The sequence below is a fragment of the Enterococcus sp. DIV0901a genome (genome assembly GCF_051711525.1).
GTDB lineage: Bacteria > Bacillota > Bacilli > Lactobacillales > Enterococcaceae > Enterococcus_B > Enterococcus_B faecium.
In genome coordinates this window covers 803,780-820,842 of record NZ_JBIOMW010000001.1, presented here as the reverse complement: position 1 = coordinate 820,842, position 17,063 = coordinate 803,780, and the positions used below count along the sequence as shown (strand labels likewise).

Below are 17,063 nucleotides of genomic sequence, written 5' to 3'. Positions count from 1 at the left end.
AAGGAGAATCCAAATGTCTTTACCTAAGAATATCAAAATAAAAGATGAAAATACAGACCAAATGATCAAAGAATTGTTAAATATCAAAGATTCAAACATCGCTTTTCCCAAAGATGCGCTGACCAAAGAACGGGTCCATGGCCGAATGGCCAATGTCTTTACGGGAATATTGACTTATAAACCGCACCACTGCGAACTGTGCGGCTTTGAAACAGTGATTTATCATTCGTATAAAGAGAGCTTGATCCAGCTGATTCCTTATCAAGAAGTTCCTTCTTATCTTCGTTTATTCAAGCAGCGCTTTTATTGTAAACATTGTCGACACACATTTACAGCCAAAACTGATTATGTCGCTGAAAACTGCTATCTTTCGCAACCATTGAAATTTGCGATCGCTATTGATTTAAAGAAGAAGATCTCCATGAAAGATATTGCGGCTCGATACTTTGTATCGACCAAAACGGTCGAACGCGTACTAGACTCTTTCTTTGAAGAACCACAGTTAAAACCTGCTTACTTACCGAAACATTTGATGATTGATGAATTCAAAGGAACCAAAGATTGTGAAGGCGCGATGTGCTTTATTCTCAGTGATGCCGACACTGGAATGATTTTTGATATTTTAGATGATCGGAGAAACTTTAAATTAACCGCCTATTTCCAACGCTTCACCCTAAAAGCAAGGCAAAATGTGACTCATATCGTAATGGATATGAATGCTTCTTATCACGTAGTGACACGAGCTCTTTTTCCGAATGCCTGTGTATCGATCGACCGGTTCCACATAGTCCAACAATTGACTCGTGCCTTCAATAAGCAACGAATCCAAACCATGAACCAGTTAAAGAAAAACAATCCTAAAGCAATGAAAGATTATCGTAAATTAAAAAAATACTGGCGAACGATCTTGAAGAAAGAAACAAAAATCAACTATACTTCTCTTCGACAATTTCCGCTTTTCCAACGGAAATACGTGACCGAATCAGAGGTCCTAGACTATCTGCTCTCAATCGATAAGCACTTACGTGAAAGTTATGAAGTCTATCAGGAATTGTTGGCTGCTTTGGAAACAAAAGATTTTACTGCCTTCTTCGAGTTGATCGACACATTACCAGTATCATTGGATAAAGGATTTAAAAAAGCGATTCTTTCGTTAAACAAATATAAAAAAGGCATCATCAATGCTTTGAAATATCCCTATTCTAACGGCAAATTGGAAGGGAAAAACAATTTAATCAAGGTCATTAAACGCATCGCGTTTGGCTTTCGGACGTTTCGACATCTGCGTATGCGAGTCTTGATCCAACAAAATCTCTGTGAGATTATTTAATAACAAAAAAAAGAGGAAACGCCGAAACGTTTCCTCAAGGTGATTTAATTAAAACAACACCATTTGACAATGAGCCATTTTTTTTTGCATTCTTTATCCTTTCTATGAAATGATGAAAAGGGTTTGTGACATGTTTTGTCACAAACCCTTTCCCGAATAAACGGTGTTCAAAAGCTTGCATCTGCGGTAATAAGTCCAGCCAAACGAAAAATATGAGGAGCTATTTTTTGTTTGACTGTTCTTATTACTTGATGCAGAACAGCTTTTTCACAACCGCTGATTTCACAACCTCTTTTCATAAACAAACGGTAGAATCACAGCTTCAGTTTAGAAAATCTCATTGTGGTTCGTATTTAACTCAGTGATTTTCCCTGTAGCCAAGTAGACGATCCATTCACAGATGTTTGTCACATAGTCTCCGATCCGTTCTAGATAACTGGCAACATTCAAGTAGTCTGTTCCACTGATGACTGTCTCAGGATTTTCCTGCATATTTTTGATTGTTGCATTATAGATTCGATTGAAATAGTCATTGACTCTTTGATCCATATTGGCGATCGTACGTGCGTCTTTTTCGTCTGTTTTGACATAAGCAACTAGGACGTTGTCCACCATTTTTTTCACATAATCGGACATATCGGAGATCTCTTTTTCGATTTCCGGTATTCTCGTCTGCCCTTTTACGCGAATCGTGGATTTAGCAACAGACACCGCATGATCGGCCATACGTTCTAAATCCGAGCTAGCTTTCATGACCGTAATGATCATACGCAAATCAGTTGTAACTGGCTGTTGCAATGCGATCATTTCAAAACTTTTCTTCTCCAAGCGTGTTTCCATGTTATTGATATTTATATCGTTTTCGATAACTTCTTGGGCTAAGATTTTATCGTGTTTGATGTATGCACGAACTGACTTGTGCACGGCGCTGCTCACCATCATCCCCATTTCGTAGAACTGATTATGGAGATTCAGCAATTCTTCTTCAAATTGTGTACGTAGCATTCCGTTTCCTCCTTATCCAAATCGACCTGAAATATAATCTTCTGTCTCTTGTTTTTCTGGATTCATGAATATCTTCTTCGTATCGTTGTATTCGATCAAGTGACCATCTAAAAAGAATGCCGTCTTATCTGAAATACGTGAAGCTTGAGACATATTATGGGTCACGATGATCATCGTATACCGCTCTCTTAATTCTAACAGCATACTTTCGATTTTCCCAGTAGAAACAGGATCAAGCGCACTTGTTGGTTCATCCAATAAGATGATTTCCGGATTAACTGCCAAAACACGTGCGATACATACACGCTGCTGCTGCCCACCGGATAAAGATAAAGCACTTTTATGCAATTTGTCTTTCACATCATCCCAAACAGACGCTGCCTTCAGACTTTCTTCAACTACTTGATCAAGGACTTTTTTATCTTTTTCCCCTTTTAATTTCAATCCATAGATGACATTTTCATAGATAGAAAAAGGAAATGGGTTTGGCTGTTGGAATACCATGCCGATTTCTTTTCTTAGTTCAACAACATCTGTTTTTGGACCATAGATGTCTTTGTCTTTATATAAAACACTTCCGGTGATCGTTACATTCGGAATCAGGTCATTCATCCGGTTCAAAGAACGCAGATAAGTGGATTTTCCGCAACCAGAAGGACCGATCATCGCAGTGATTTCCCCTTGATTGAAACTTAGATCGATCCCTTTTAGTGCTTCTTTCTTTCCATAATACAGATGAAGATCTTTAGATGAAATAATTTCTTTTGTCATGTTGAGGCCTCCGTCTTAACCAAAATGACCGGACACATAATCTTCGGTTGCCTGAATTTTTGGTCTGGTAAATATCTTGTTAGTTTTGTCATATTCCATTACTTTTCCTAGATAGAAAAAGGCAGTATAGTCGCTGATACGAGCTGCTTGTTGCATGTTATGCGTCACGATGATGATCGTATAGTCTTCTTTCAAGTTTACAAGTGTTTCTTCAACTGTTCCTGTCGAAATAGGGTCCAAAGCACTTGCCGGCTCGTCTAGCAGCAAGATATCAGGTTTCATTGCGATCGCACGAGCAATACATAAACGTTGCTGTTGCCCGCCAGATAAAGCCAAGGCACTTTTGTCCAAGCTGTCTTTTACTTGGTCCCACAAGGCAGCTTGTTTCAAGCTTGTTTCAACGATTTCATCTAATTTCTTTTTGTTTTTTTCGCCGTGCTGTTTCAAAGCAAATGTAATATTGTCATAAATCGACTTGCTGAACGGATTAGGACGTTGAAAAACCATGCCAATCCGTTTGCGCATCTCATAAACATCCACTTGAGGCGCATTAATATCTACGCCTTGATACATGATTTTCCCAGTGATTTTCGTATTAGCGATCCCATCATTCATTCGATTCAACGAACGAAGATACGTAGATTTTCCGCAGCCGGAAGGACCAATCAGTGCAGTGATCTTATTTTTTTCAAATTCCAGATCCACTCCTTTGATTGCTTCATTGTCGCCATACCAGACATGTAGATCATCCGTATATAGTGCTACTTCTTTCTCTTTTGGCATGGTGATGACATTTGTTTCATTCCAGTTATATTTTTTCATTTTGCTTCTTCTCCTTAGGCTGAAGTCATTTTTCGGTATAATCGTTTGCCAATCGCACGAGCGCCGAAGTTGAACAGTAAAACAGCAATGATCAACACGGCAGAAGCGCCAGCCGAAACAGAAACACCATCAGGCATCGTGCCTTCTGTATTGATCTTCCAAATATGGACAGCTAATGTTTCAGCTTGACGGAAAATGCTGATCGGGCTTGAAACACTTAATGGATTCCAGTTCGTAAAATCTAACGCAGGTGCACTTTGTCCAGCCGTATAGATCAATGCAGCTGCTTCACCAAAAATTCTTCCAGAACTTAGGATCACACCAGTCAAAATCCCTGGTGTCGCTTCTGGAACCACCACTTTTATCACTGTTTCCCAGCGTGACAAACCTAAGGCCAATCCTGCTTCTCGTTGTGTGTAATGGACCGCTTGTAAAGACTCCTCAACTGTTCTAGTCAAAAGAGGCAAGTTGAATACAGTCAAAGCCAATGCACCAGAAATAATCGAGAAACCATACTGGAATTGAATAACGAAAACCAAGAAACCGAATAAACCGACAACGACAGAAGGCAACGAGCTCAAGATTTCAATCGACGTGCGAATCACATCTGTTAGCCAGTTTTTTCCAGCATATTCTGAAAGATAGATACCCGCACCTAAAGAAATAGGAAAACTGATGATCATCGTGATCAAAAGCAAATAAATCGAGTTAAATAGCTGTATCCCGATTCCACCGCCTTCTTGGTAGGCTTTGGAAGGTTCGGTCAAGAAGGACCATGAAATGTGCGGTATTCCCCGAACTAAGATATAAAGTAGTAAAGCTGCTAAAATCAATACGATGATCCCCGAAACTATATATAAAACACCTGTAGCAATTTTATCTGAGCGTTTTGCGTTCATTATTTCAGCTCTCCTTTCTTCCCAATCATACGGATCACGATATTAAAGAATAATGACATCAATAGCAAGATCAGCGCTAATGACCATAACACATTATTTTCAACTGTTCCCATGATTGTATTTCCGATTCCCATTGTTAAGATGGACGTCAATGTAGAAGCAGGAGTAGTAAGTCCTGTTGGCATCAATGCTGCATTACCGATGACCATTTGGATAGCTAGGGCTTCACCAAACGCACGAGCCATACCAAAAACGACTGCTGTTAAAATCCCGGGCACGGCTGCTCGTAGCACGACTTTGTAGATTGTTTGCCATCTTGTGGCACCAAGCGCTAATGAAGCTTCCCGATAGTGCCGTGGTACTGCCTTTAATGCATCAACAGTCATCGTTGTGACAGTCGGCAAGATCATAACGAACAACACAAATGTACCAGCTAAGATACCAAACCCTGTCCCGCCAAAAATACTTCTGACAAAAGGCACGATAACTGATAAACCGATAAAACCGTAAACGACAGAAGGAATACCTACAAGCAGCTCGATGACCGGCTGTAAGATCTTCGTTCCGTTTTTAGGAGAGATCTCCGTCATGAATACTGCTGCACCAATGGCAAATGGCGTGGCAACGATAGCAGATAAAAAGGTCACAATAAACGAACCTGTGATCATAGGCAATGCCCCTACCATTGGTTTCCCATTTGCTCCGATTTGGCTTGGATTCCAATCTGTACCAAACAGAAAATCAAATACATTGATCTTATCAGTAAAAAAGGTGGCCAATCCTTTACTAGCTACAAAATAAAAAATAGATAATACAACCAACACGATCAGCGCGATACATAAAAAACTGATGAATTTTCCACGCTGTTCCATTTTTGAACGTTTTGATTTTGTTAATAATACTTTTTTCACATCTTCCACAGATGACTCCCCCTTAATCAGGTTTAACATACTCACTCAGTGTACAAATTGAACATCAATTTGGTTTTAATAACATGTAAAAGTTTAGCTAAGTTTGTAAATTTTGTGTAAAGATTACTCTTTAACGATATTTCCTTGCCAATCACGTTCGACTTTCATATGAGAAACAGGGATATAACCTAGTTCTCCAACGATGTTATCTTGTACTTCATCAGATAAGATATAGTCTAAAAATTCTTTTGTCAGTTTTTTTGGATGATCTCTTGTGTACATATGCTCATATGCCCAAATCGTCCATTTGTTCGTTGTCACATTTTCATCTGTCGGTTCTACACCGTTAACATTCAACGTATCTACATCATCGGAAACATAAGAAAAAGCAACATAGCTGATTGCACCGGGTGTGTCGGCAACGATCTGGCGCACCATTCCGCTTGAATCTTGTTCTTGTGCCTGAACAGCTGTTTCTCCGTCCAATACCCATTTTTCAAACGTGCTACGGGTTCCGCTTCCTGAAGCGCGGTTCAATATAACTACTGGCTGATCTTTTCCACCGACTTCACTCCAGTTTTTGATCTCGCCTGTAAATAGTTTTTTCAGGTTTTCCATACTGATGTCTTTTACGCCAATATCCTTGTTCACAATAGGAGTGATCCCAACAACTGCTACTCGATGATCGACTAATGCTGAGGCATCGATCCCCGATTTTTCTTCCGCAAACAAATCAGAGTTTCCGATGTCGACTGCTCCTGACTGTACTTGAGACAAACCAGTTCCGCTTCCGCCCCCTTGTACATTGATGAATTTTCCAGGATTTTCTGTCTGGTAAGTTTCAGCAACTGTTTCTACTAAAGGCTGTAAAGCAGAAGAGCCAACAGCCGTAATGGATTCTCCTCGATCAATCCACTTTGAACAGCCTGATAAAAGAATAGCTAATCCTATTATTGGTAAGAATAATTTAAGTTTTTTCATTAGAAATCTCCTTTAATCCTAAAGTATGTTTATTTTATCATTTTCATTACTTGATGAAAACGAATCAAAATCATTAAATAACAAAATAAATTCTCATAATTGTAAAAAAAACTATCTCATTAAAAGTTTCTATGCTATACTGGCTTTGAAATGTGTCTCTTTTAATAGCATATATTAGCTTATTTCTTGCTTTCCCCAAAAAACAAGAGATACCCCAAAGTTAATTTCGCTCATGCGAGACGCTTTCTCCATTTCTGACGTACTCTCAGAAATGGCCCCGTTATAAAAGGACACGAGATCTCCATCTGTTGATGGTTCTCATGTCCTTTTTATGTTTTAAAGGAGCGGCGAAATCAATCTTGCTAATCCTTCTTTCATCTTGATGATTATTCCTCGGTTTTCATACATTTCTTTTGTGAGATGCGTAGAAATTTTCGAGTCTTCAAAAAAAGCTTTTCTTACACGTGAAGCCATTCGTTCATCATAAACCAGTGTATTGACCTCAAAGTCCAAGCGAAATGAACGAACATCGATATTTGCTGAGCCAACTGAAACAATGCCACCATCGATAATCATCGTCTTTGCATGAATAAATCCATTCTCATATGTTTCGATCCTTGCTCCATACTCGATTAGCTCTGCAGCGAAAGAATACGTTGCCCAGTAAACGAGAAGATGATCTGGTTTGTTAGGTATTTGGATATGAACTTTTACGCCTGAAAGAAGAGCCAACTTCAGTGCTTCATGAATCGATCCATCCGGTATGTAATAAGGCGTTTGGATCAATATCTCCCGTTTGGCTAACGAAATCATTTTCAAATAAGTCATTTTGATTTGTTCATGTTCGGTATCTGGTCCGCTTGTCACGATTTGAACAGCTATATCACCAGTAGAGTGAATGGACGGAAAAAATTTGGGAGAATAGCCTACTTCTTTTGTATGCTGAGAATTCCAGTCCATCAAAAAACGGTTTTGCAAGGTATACACCGCTTCTCCGTAAATACGCAAATGATTGTCTCGCCAATAACCAAATTTCTTTACCAATCCTAGATATTCATTTCCAACATTGAACCCACCTGTATATCCGATTTTCCCATCAATAACTACGATTTTACGATGATTGCGATAATTGATCCGAGGATTAATATACGGAACAAATAGAGGAAAGAAAAATGCGACTTCTCCGCCTGCTTTTTTCAAATTCTGAAAAAAGCTGGAAGAAACTTGTGTGGAACCCCATGCATCAAGAAGGACTCTGACTTTTACCCCTCGTCTTGCCGCCTCTGTCAATGCATCTCGAACTTCTTCACCTAATGCATCACTGCGATAAATATAATACTGGAAGTGGATATGGTCTTCTGCCTGCTTGATATCTTCAATCAGCGCATCGAATTTTTCACGACCATCTGTAAATAAAGTGATTTCATTTTTAGTCGTATAGAGCGTACTTTCAAATACCGTGAGCATATAGATCAATTGTTTCACATCTACTTGTCCAGTAGGCGGATGAGGATAAAGCCCTCGCATCAATGCCTGTTTGTCTTCTTCAATTTCCAGGTTCTTACCGATTTTCCCTTGGATCTTCAAATCAAAGATTTTCTCTTTGGAAATCCCTCTTCCTAAAAAAATATATAAAATAAATCCTACAACTGGAATGAACATCAAAACGAGCAGCCATGCCCATGTTTGAGCAGTTTCCTTTCTTTCTCGAAAAACGATGATAAAGGAAAGCAAAATATTCATAATCAAAAGGATCGTAAAAAAATTGTCAACGATAATTTTCACGGCTTCACCTCTTCTTCTACCAACTTAAGAATACCCAAGTTGTTTTTTAAAGTAAAGGGAAAAAAGCCGCTTCCTTCTATTCTCCTAGCCAATAAAAAAAGAAAGCTGGAACGAAACTGTCCAACTTTCTCATTTTATTTATATTGTGGTATTAGAATTTCAAGAAACGTCTCATAGAAATGATCGAGCCAAGTGAACCAATGATCACACCAATGCCGACCATTAAAAGATTGATTTTCCAAACGATATTTTGTGGATGAATCAATGAATAATGGGAACGTAATAATGATGGATTGATCAATTGGAAAAACCATGCATAACCAAATGTGATGATCAAAATCGGAAGAATCGCACCGATCAGACCGATCCAGCCACCTTCAAGGAAAAACGGCCAGCGAATATATCCATTTTTTGCACCGACTAAACGCATGATTTGAATTTCACGCTGTCTAGACAAAATCGTGATCCGAATCGTGTTCGAAATGAGAAACATCGCTACGAACAGCAGCAATGCCGCTGCAACTAATCCCCATGTCCGAACTGCACCAGCGATTTGGAAAATCCGATCTGAGGAAGCTCCACCGTAATCAGAACGAGAAACATTCTTCAAATCTGCTGCTTCTTCTGCTACTTGTTTTGTATAAGAAGGATCAGTAGCACTTACTACATACACATCATATAACGGGTTATTGTCACCTTCAAACAATTTCCAGGAATCACCCATTTCGTTTTGGATTTTTTTCAATTCCTGTTCTTTACTTGAAAATTCAACTTTTTTAACATGATCTAAGTCATTCAATTCTTTTTCTAGCTTTTTCATCTCTTCGTCTTTTGTACCGATATCTACGAATACAGAGACATCAACGTTTCCTTCTATATCCTGAGCTAATTTAGTTGCATTCATGATAACTGCCATGAATACACCGACTAAAGTCAACGTGATCGTTACCGCACTGACTGAAGCAACTGTCATCCAGCCGTTACGTTTCAAACTCTTGATACTTTCTAATAAATGGCGGAAAAAGGTTCTAATCATCGTATCCATATTCCCCTTCCGCTTGATCTCGAATAATGCGGCCGTTTTCGATAGCAATTACTCGGTGCCGAATCGTATTTACGATCGTACTGTTATGTGTAGCCATCACGACAGTAGTTCCTTGGGCATTGATCCGATCTAATAATTTCATGATTTCCCATGAGTTTTCTGGATCCAGATTTCCTGTCGGTTCATCCGCGATAAGTACTTTAGGCGTATTCACGATTGCCCGAGCAATAGAGACACGTTGCTGTTCCCCACCGGATAATTCGCTAGGAAAGACTCGAACTTTGTGTTTCAAACCAACAAGGTCCAGCACTTCCATTACTCGTTTTTTGATATCCCGAGGTTTTCTGCCGATAACTTGCATAGCGTACGCAACATTTTCATATACTGTTTTTCTTGGTAATAATTTATAGTCTTGGAACACCACGCCGATTTCTCTGCGTAGATAAGGAACTTCGCGGTTTTTGATTGCTATTAGATCATGACCTGCGACGTTCAAAGTTCCTTTTGAAGCTTTTTCTTCTCGATACATCAATTTGATGAATGTAGATTTACCGGCTCCAGACGGACCAACCACATAGACAAACTCTCCTTGTTCGATGACAATCGAGAGATTGCGGATAGCGGTCGTACCATTTGAGTACTTCTTCATTACATCCTTCATTTCAATCATGGCGTTCTCTCCATATCTTTTTCAGTCTTTAGCTATTATAGCATGGCAATGTTTCAACATGCTTGCAAAATCTTACAATTTTATTTCAATTTAACAATGGGTTCTTATTGTAGATGCATTTTTAAATAGCCGTCAATAAATAAATCAAGGTCACCGTCCATAACTGCTTGGACATTTCCTGTCTCTACGTTTGTCCGATGGTCTTTTACCATAGAATATGGATGGAAAACATAAGAACGGATCTGTGAACCCCAGCCGATTTCTTTTTGTTCTCCTCGAAGTGCAGCTGCTTCTTGTTCTTTCTTTTCCACTTCTAATTGATAAAGCTTAGCTTTTAACATCCCCATCGCTTGCTCACGGTTTTTCAATTGTGAACGTTGTGCCTGACTAGCTACTACTGTTCCTGTAGGCAAGTGAGTGATCCGTACAGCAGATTCTGTTTTATTGATGTGCTGACCACCTGCACCACTTGCTCGGTACGTATCGATTTTCAAATCATCTGGATTGATTTCTATATCGATCGTTTCATCAAGCTCTGGCATCACATCTACCGAACAAAAAGAAGTATGACGTCGTTTCGCTGAGTCAAAAGGCGAAATCCGTACAAGGCGATGAACACCTTTTTCTGATTTTAGATAACCAAAAGCGTTATGTCCTTTAATCAGCAGGGTCACACTCTTGATCCCTGCTTCATCACCTGCTTGATAATCTAGTGTTTCTACTTGATAGCCATGCTGCTCTGCCCAACGTGTATACATACGTAAAAGCATGCTGCCCCAGTCTTGGGACTCCGTTCCGCCAGCCCCTGGATGCAATTCGACGATCGCATTGTTTCGATCATAAGGTCCGTCTAACAGCATAGATAATTCATACGTCTTCATTTTTTCATCTAATGCATTGATACGTGTTTCTGCTTCTTCTTGCATTGCTGCATCAGGTTCTTCTTGCAGCATCTCCACCATCAATTCGATTTCTTCTAGTTCTTCGGCAAGAGAATGGAATTGGTCATAGGTTTCTTTATTAGCGTTATTTTCGCTGATCACTTTTTGTGCGGCTTCGCTGTCATCCCAAAAACCAGGTTCAGCCATTTTTGCTTCTGCTTCCGCGATGTCTTCTTCCAGCTGATCTAAGTCAAAGAGACCTCCTGAAACTTGTGACCTTTTCCTGCATTTCTGTCAGGAGATTTCGAATTTCGGATATTTCCATGTTTTTTCCTTCTTTCACTATACTTTTTTCATTATATCTAGTCTAACAGAATCAGCAAATAACAGAAAGAAGGTGAGACGAATTCTTAAAAAAAGAATTTGTCTCACCAATCCTGCTGTCAGAAATTAGTTTGCATTTTTTCCATGACAGTTCTTATATTTTTTCCCGCTTCCACAAGGACAAGGATCATTTCTTCCGACCTTGTTCACATGGATTGGCTGTTTTTTCGCGCTAGTATTACTATTTTCTTTGGCATCTCCGTCTTCTGAGTGAGAAGCTGTTCCTTGAGAAACCTGTTCACGCTGTACGTTTTGACGGATCTCAGCTTTCATAAAGATTCGAGTGACTTCATACTCGATGGCGCCTACCATATCTTCAAACATCTTATAGCCTTCTGTTTGATATTCGACTAATGGATTGTTCTGTCCATAAGCACGTAAGCCGATTGACTGACGTAATTGATCCATTGCATCAATATGGTCTGTCCATTTAGAGTCCACAACACGCAAGATCACGACTTTTTCAAATTCCAACAGTTGCTCTGGACCATTTAGTTGAGCCGCTTTGGTATTAAATACTTCTTGTGCTCGTTCGTTTAGATACTCTTTGATCTCCTGAGCTGTTTTTCCTTCGATATCTGCAAGAGTAATGCTATCTTCATGGACAAGAGTACTGCCGGCAAAATCGATGATACTTTCCAAATTCCAGTTTTCTTTCTCTAATTGTGTATGCGCATCTACTACACGACTGATTGTCCGTTTGACCATGTTCATTAGTGGCTTGGATAAGCTTTTTTCTTCCATGATTACTTCTTGTCGCTGTTTATAGATTACTTCACGTTGTTCACGCATCACATCATCGTATTGTAAGACGTTTTTACGTGTGTCATAGTTATTTCCTTCTACACGTTTTTGTGCAGATTCTACTTGTTTCGTCAGCATCTTGCTTTGGATAACAGCATCTTCCTCACCGATCTTCATCCGATCTAAGAAAGCTTTGATTCGTTCTGAACCGAATCGTTTCATCAAATCATCTTCCAATGACAAGTAGAACTGTGACATACCAGGGTCTCCTTGACGTCCTGCACGTCCTCGAAGCTGGTTATCGATACGACGAGATTCATGTCGTTCTGTCCCGATAACTGCTAGACCACCAAGTTCTCTTACGCCAAGTCCTAACTTGATATCTGTTCCCCGACCAGCCATGTTGGTAGCAATCGTCACAGCACCTTTTTGACCGGCATTCATGATGATCTCTGCTTCTTTAAAGTGATTTTTCGCATTCAGCACTTCATGAGGAATACGTTCTTGATTCAGCATATCTGATAATAACTCAGATGTTTCAACCGCAACAGTTCCGACTAACACAGGCTGTCCTTTGCGGTAGCGATCTTTGATATCTTGCACGACAGCGTGGAACTTGCTTTGTAATGTTGGGTAAAGCAAATCTGGACGATCATCACGGATAACCGGACGATTTGTCGGAATCTGGTATACTTGGATGTTATAAATTTCTCTGAATTCTTCTTCTTCTGTTTTAGCTGTACCAGTCATTCCCGCAAGTTTCTTGTACATACGGAAATAGTTCTGGAAAGTGATCGTCGCCATGGTTTTCGTTTCGTCTTCGATCTCTACGCCTTCTTTAGCTTCGATTGCTTGGTGAAGTCCATCTGAATAACGGCGTCCATCCATGATCCGACCAGTGAACTGGTCAACAATCAGTACTTTTCCGTCTTGGACAACATAATCGATATCTAAAAGCATGATATAGTTGGCTCTCAATGCTTGATCCAAGTGATGGGTCAATGCAGTATTTTCAATGTCGTATAAGTTATCCAAACCGAATGTTTCTTCTGCTTTTTCGATCCCTGCTTCGGTTAAACTGATTGTTTTTGATTGTACATCGATTTTATAATCTTCTTCTTCTTTCAAACGTTTTACGAAGTTGTCTGCTCTTGTATATAAAGCTGTGGATTTTTCTGCTTGCCCTGAAATGATCAGCGGCGTTCTCGCTTCATCAATCAAGATTGAGTCAACTTCATCGACAATGGCATAATTCAGCGGACGTTGTACCATTTGATGGCGGTAAACGACCATATTGTCTCTCAAGTAGTCAAATCCTAATTCATTATTCGTACTATAAGTGATATCACAATTATAAGCCTCGCGTTTTTCATCCGAAGATTTTGAGTTGATATTCAACCCCACTGTTAATCCTAAGAAATTATAAAGTTCGCCCATTTCCGTCGAGTCACGGGTTGCTAAATATTCATTGACGGTAACTACGTGTACCCCTTCGCCAGTCAGAGCATTTAGATATACTGGCATCGTTGCGGTCAAGGTTTTACCTTCACCAGTACGCATTTCAGGGATATTTCCATCGTGAAGCACGATTCCACCCATCAATTGTACGTGGTATGGATATAACCCCAATACACGTTTTGCTGCTTCTCGGACGACTGCAAAAGCTTCCGGAAGTAATTGATCTAATGTTTCTCCTTTTTGGTATCTGCCCTTGAATTCAGCAGTTTTTGCCTGTAATTGTTCATCAGTTAATGCTGCCATTTGGTCAGCGTATGCTTCAACTTTTTTTGCAATGCTATCTAAACGTTTTAGTTCTTTCTTATCGTTTTCGATAAGTGAACGAATCAAATTGGCCATGCGTTGTGTAATCTCCTTTTCCTTCTGTGTATTATCCAGACTATGTAGACTTTACTTTTCATTTTATCATTAGTTATAGATAATTGAAATATCTTAAGCGTATTAAAGTAAGAACTTCATAATTTATTCATATTTCATCTAAAAGAGGAGGAAACTCAAAAAAACTTGCGGCAGCTGTCAGTAGCTGCTGCAAGTTTTCGTTGTTATTTAAGTAAGGCTGATCAGTCTGTTTCAATCAGTCCGTATTTTCCATCTTTACGGCGGTAAACGATACTTGTACCATTTGTTTCTGCATCTTCAAAAATAAAGAAGTTATGTCCCAGCATGTTCATTTGTAAGACTGCTTCTTCACTATCCATTGGTTTCAATGAAAGGCGTTTCGTACGTACGATATCTAATTCAGAATCATTTTCGTTTTCGTCCTCTTCATTGAATAAAGCAGTAGCATCTGCAGTATTCATGCCCGTTTCACGGGATTTACGATTAATTTTTGTTTTGAATTTGCGGATTTGGCGTTCCAATTTGTCAACAACCAAATCGATACTTGCGTATAAATCTGGAGAAGTTTCTTCGGCACGTAATACAAGATAAGGTAATGGGATCGTTACTTCCACTTTTGCTGTTTTTTCTGTATAAACTTTTAAGTTCACATGCGCCGTTGCATCGGGTGCGTCACTGAAATAGCGTTCTAGTTTGCCTACTTTTTTCTCAACGTAGTCGCGAATCGCTTCAGTTACTTCGATATTTTCGCCGCGTACATTATATCTAAACATAAAAATTACCCCTTTCGTCTACCACAATCAAGAAGGAGAAGGACCACTCTTTCCCTCTTCTTAATTCTATTATATCGAACTCTAGGTTATTTGCAAATTAAATCGCTATCAAATTTCCACATCTAATTCATCTCGCCAAAGAAATAGTTCGGATGATTTTCGGCTGTGCGATCTGCAAACAATCTGCTGCGTGGAAAAGAGTCTGTCCTGTTGTATAGACATCATCAATAATCAATATTTTTTTATTTTGTATCTTAGAAAAGGTGACTGCAAGTTCAAAAGGTTGAGGCATCTCCAATCTTTCCTTTCGCGTGTTTTTTGCTTGAGCCAGCAGATGCTTCTCTCTTTTGAGTAGCATCTGAAAAGGAATTCTTGCTGCTTTCAACATCTCGCTTACTTGATTGAATCCTCTTTCTGTTCGCCTTTTTTCAGATAAAGGTATTGGACAATAGATGTATGTCGGGTATTCTTTTTTTATCTGCGTCCATTTATATGCAAAGGTGCCTGCTAGTCGGATATCTCCCATAAACTTGTATTGATTGAGCCAGGCCTTCATATTTTCATCGTACACAAAAAAGGCACGGTGCTGAAAATCATAGGTCGGATATTTCTTCTTCCATTCTTGACAGTCACTGCAGTAAACGGGAATAGACTTTACTTTCTTTTTCGTACTCTCTAGATTGAAATGGATTGGTTTTTGACAGCCAGAACAGCCTCTTGTTTCCAATAAATGAAATTGTGCGCGACAAACTGAACAAGTCTGAGGTAATCTGTATTTCGAAACACCAATAATCTCGCTGAATGTTAAATTTTGGACGATATCTTTACTGCAGCAACTGCACCTCACAGCATCTTCTTCCCTTCTTCATTCATTTCTTTGATTTCCCGACAAGCTTTTCGAATAGCTGCAGTTTTTTCTTCATAGAAAAAGTATACTTGACTGTTCGTATAAGGCCCTTTACGATCGGCTCTTCCTGCGATTTGTACCAAAGAAGATTTAGTAAAAACCGGATGATCCGCTCCTAAAACGATAACGGATATTCTTTCAAATGTGACTCCACGTTCAAGGATCATCGTGGTTAACAGTATGTCATATTTTGCTTCTCGCATTTTCTGGACTTTTTCCGCCCGCTGATTGTCTCTTGAAGAAACATCTGTGATCTCATATCTCGGAAGAGCCTCTTGAAGTGTGGCTTTCAAACGATGCATCATCGTGATACTTGGACAAAATAAAAGGATATGATTTTCTTTAATTAATTGATGAATGATCCGCACCAAAGATTTTATCTTCTTCTTGTTCTTGCATTTTTGTCGCCAATTATTCATGAAAACCAAGACGGGTTCAGGAAGTAAACGCCGATGAAAGCGTAAAGCAAGTTTGTGGATGTCAAACGTCTGCTTGATTTCCTTTAGTAACTTTTTATCAGGTGTGGCACTTAAGTAGATGAATCGTCCGTCTGGTTTAATCGCTGTTTGCACAGCATGAGCTAATCCTGCATCCCCGTTATAAGGAAACGCATCGATCTCATCGATCACTATTAAATCAAAGGACCGATAAAAACGGTATAGCTGATGAATCGTACAGATAACAAAAGAAGTAAAGGTATAAGCCGTTGCTGTATTCCCATGGAGCAACGTGATTTTTTCTTCTGGAAAAACATAACGATAGCGTAAAAACAATTCATTACAAACATCAACTCGCGGTGTACAAATCGCTACTCTTCCTCCAGCTTTTAAAGTTTCCACTAAAATAGGATAAAGCATCTCTGTTTTCCCTGCACCTGTTACAGCCCAAATAAGATGATGTCTTTTTTCTGAATGGCAAAGTATTCTCTTTGAGATTTCCGTTTGTTTTTCAGTAAGCTGTCCTGTCCAAAAAAAGACGACTTCTCGAGGTTTTGCTTCAGGCTGATCAAACAAATATAAATCTTGTTGAGTGTCGCATCGCCCTAAATATAGACAATGTGTACAAAAATAACCGTAATCTGCAAGCTGTCCATCAATGACGGACGTCCTCATTCCACAGCGATGACAAAGAATCCAGTTGCCCAAACGTTCCACTGCTGCGATCTTCTCATAATTTGGTAAATTTACCTCCTCACAGTCTATTGCTTTAATATCTCTCGTCAGAAGCCTTCTACCCCAAAAATGATTCATATCATTCGCCCTAAAAAAATATACGAAAAAACAAGCGATCTATTTTTT

At 39.3% G+C, this 17,063-nt stretch carries 15 protein-coding genes; 1 reads left to right on the top strand and 14 read right to left on the bottom strand.

Going from position 1 to position 17,063, the window contains the following annotated elements; translation table 11 throughout:
• Window positions 1-13: 13 nt before the first annotated feature.
• A complete protein-coding gene (locus IGL70_RS03870; protein ID WP_104770650.1) occupies window positions 14-1,330 on the top strand; it encodes an ISL3 family transposase in 1,317 nt (438 codons plus the stop codon).
• Window positions 1,331-1,657: 327 nt separating this feature from the next.
• On the opposite strand, the gene phoU is transcribed toward IGL70_RS03870, so the two are convergent.
• From phoU to IGL70_RS03800, 14 genes are all read right to left on the bottom strand, one after another.
• The gene (gene phoU / locus IGL70_RS03865; protein WP_002289490.1) at window positions 1,658-2,335 is read right to left on the bottom strand and encodes a phosphate signaling complex protein PhoU; all 678 of its coding nucleotides are present in this window, start codon (window positions 2,333-2,335) and stop codon (window positions 1,658-1,660) included.
• 12 nt (window positions 2,336-2,347) lie between these two features.
• Complete coding sequence (pstB, locus tag IGL70_RS03860; RefSeq protein WP_002289489.1) at window positions 2,348-3,106, bottom strand: phosphate ABC transporter ATP-binding protein PstB; 759 nt, start codon at window positions 3,104-3,106, stop codon at window positions 2,348-2,350.
• Between the two features lie 15 nt (window positions 3,107-3,121).
• Window positions 3,122-3,928, bottom strand: coding sequence for a phosphate ABC transporter ATP-binding protein PstB (pstB, locus tag IGL70_RS03855; RefSeq protein ID WP_002289486.1), 807 nt, complete (start codon window positions 3,926-3,928; stop codon window positions 3,122-3,124).
• A gap of 14 nt (window positions 3,929-3,942) precedes the next feature.
• Entirely contained in the window at window positions 3,943-4,827 is an 885-nt protein-coding gene (gene pstA, locus IGL70_RS03850; RefSeq protein ID WP_002296590.1) for a phosphate ABC transporter permease PstA, read from the bottom strand.
• Window positions 4,827-5,747 (bottom strand): phosphate ABC transporter permease subunit PstC, encoded by a 921-nt coding sequence (pstC, locus tag IGL70_RS03845; protein WP_002292761.1) that lies wholly within the window; start codon window positions 5,745-5,747, stop codon window positions 4,827-4,829. The genes pstA and pstC overlap by 1 nt, the downstream gene beginning before the upstream one ends.
• Before the next feature lie 114 nt (window positions 5,748-5,861).
• Window positions 5,862-6,719 (bottom strand): phosphate ABC transporter substrate-binding protein PstS, encoded by an 858-nt coding sequence (locus tag IGL70_RS03840; protein ID WP_002292763.1) that lies wholly within the window; start codon window positions 6,717-6,719, stop codon window positions 5,862-5,864.
• 336 nt (window positions 6,720-7,055) lie between these two features.
• Window positions 7,056-8,504, bottom strand: coding sequence for a cardiolipin synthase (cls, locus tag IGL70_RS03835; protein ID WP_002306208.1), 1,449 nt, complete (start codon window positions 8,502-8,504; stop codon window positions 7,056-7,058).
• Between the two features lie 151 nt (window positions 8,505-8,655).
• Complete coding sequence (gene ftsX, locus IGL70_RS03830) at window positions 8,656-9,540, bottom strand: permease-like cell division protein FtsX (RefSeq protein ID WP_002294981.1); 885 nt, start codon at window positions 9,538-9,540, stop codon at window positions 8,656-8,658.
• The gene (gene ftsE, locus IGL70_RS03825; RefSeq protein ID WP_002292768.1) at window positions 9,533-10,219 is read right to left on the bottom strand and encodes a cell division ATP-binding protein FtsE; all 687 of its coding nucleotides are present in this window, start codon (window positions 10,217-10,219) and stop codon (window positions 9,533-9,535) included. The genes ftsX and ftsE overlap by 8 nt, the downstream gene beginning before the upstream one ends.
• 104 nt (window positions 10,220-10,323) lie before the next feature.
• A protein-coding gene (gene prfB, locus IGL70_RS03820) for a peptide chain release factor 2 (protein WP_096948712.1) occupies window positions 10,324-11,425 on the bottom strand; the annotation gives its coding sequence in 2 pieces (ribosomal slippage) (window positions 10,324-11,352 and window positions 11,354-11,425; 1,101 coding nt in all).
• 125 nt (window positions 11,426-11,550) lie between these two features.
• Window positions 11,551-14,085 carry a preprotein translocase subunit SecA gene (gene secA, locus IGL70_RS03815; RefSeq protein WP_002289770.1) on the bottom strand — a complete coding sequence of 845 codons (2,535 nt, stop codon included), beginning with the start codon at window positions 14,083-14,085 and terminating at the stop codon, window positions 11,551-11,553.
• A 221-nt stretch (window positions 14,086-14,306) separates the two neighbouring features.
• Window positions 14,307-14,858, bottom strand: a complete 552-nt coding sequence (gene hpf / locus IGL70_RS03810) for a ribosome hibernation-promoting factor, HPF/YfiA family (RefSeq protein ID WP_002296587.1) — start codon at window positions 14,856-14,858, stop codon at window positions 14,307-14,309.
• 127 nt (window positions 14,859-14,985) lie between these two features.
• Window positions 14,986-15,705 (bottom strand): ComF family protein, encoded by a 720-nt coding sequence (locus tag IGL70_RS03805; RefSeq protein ID WP_010727502.1) that lies wholly within the window; start codon window positions 15,703-15,705, stop codon window positions 14,986-14,988.
• Window positions 15,702-17,015 carry a DEAD/DEAH box helicase family protein gene (locus tag IGL70_RS03800; RefSeq protein WP_104873796.1) on the bottom strand — a complete coding sequence of 438 codons (1,314 nt, stop codon included), beginning with the start codon at window positions 17,013-17,015 and terminating at the stop codon, window positions 15,702-15,704. The genes IGL70_RS03805 and IGL70_RS03800 overlap by 4 nt, the downstream gene beginning before the upstream one ends.
• Window positions 17,016-17,063: the final 48 nt, after the last annotated feature.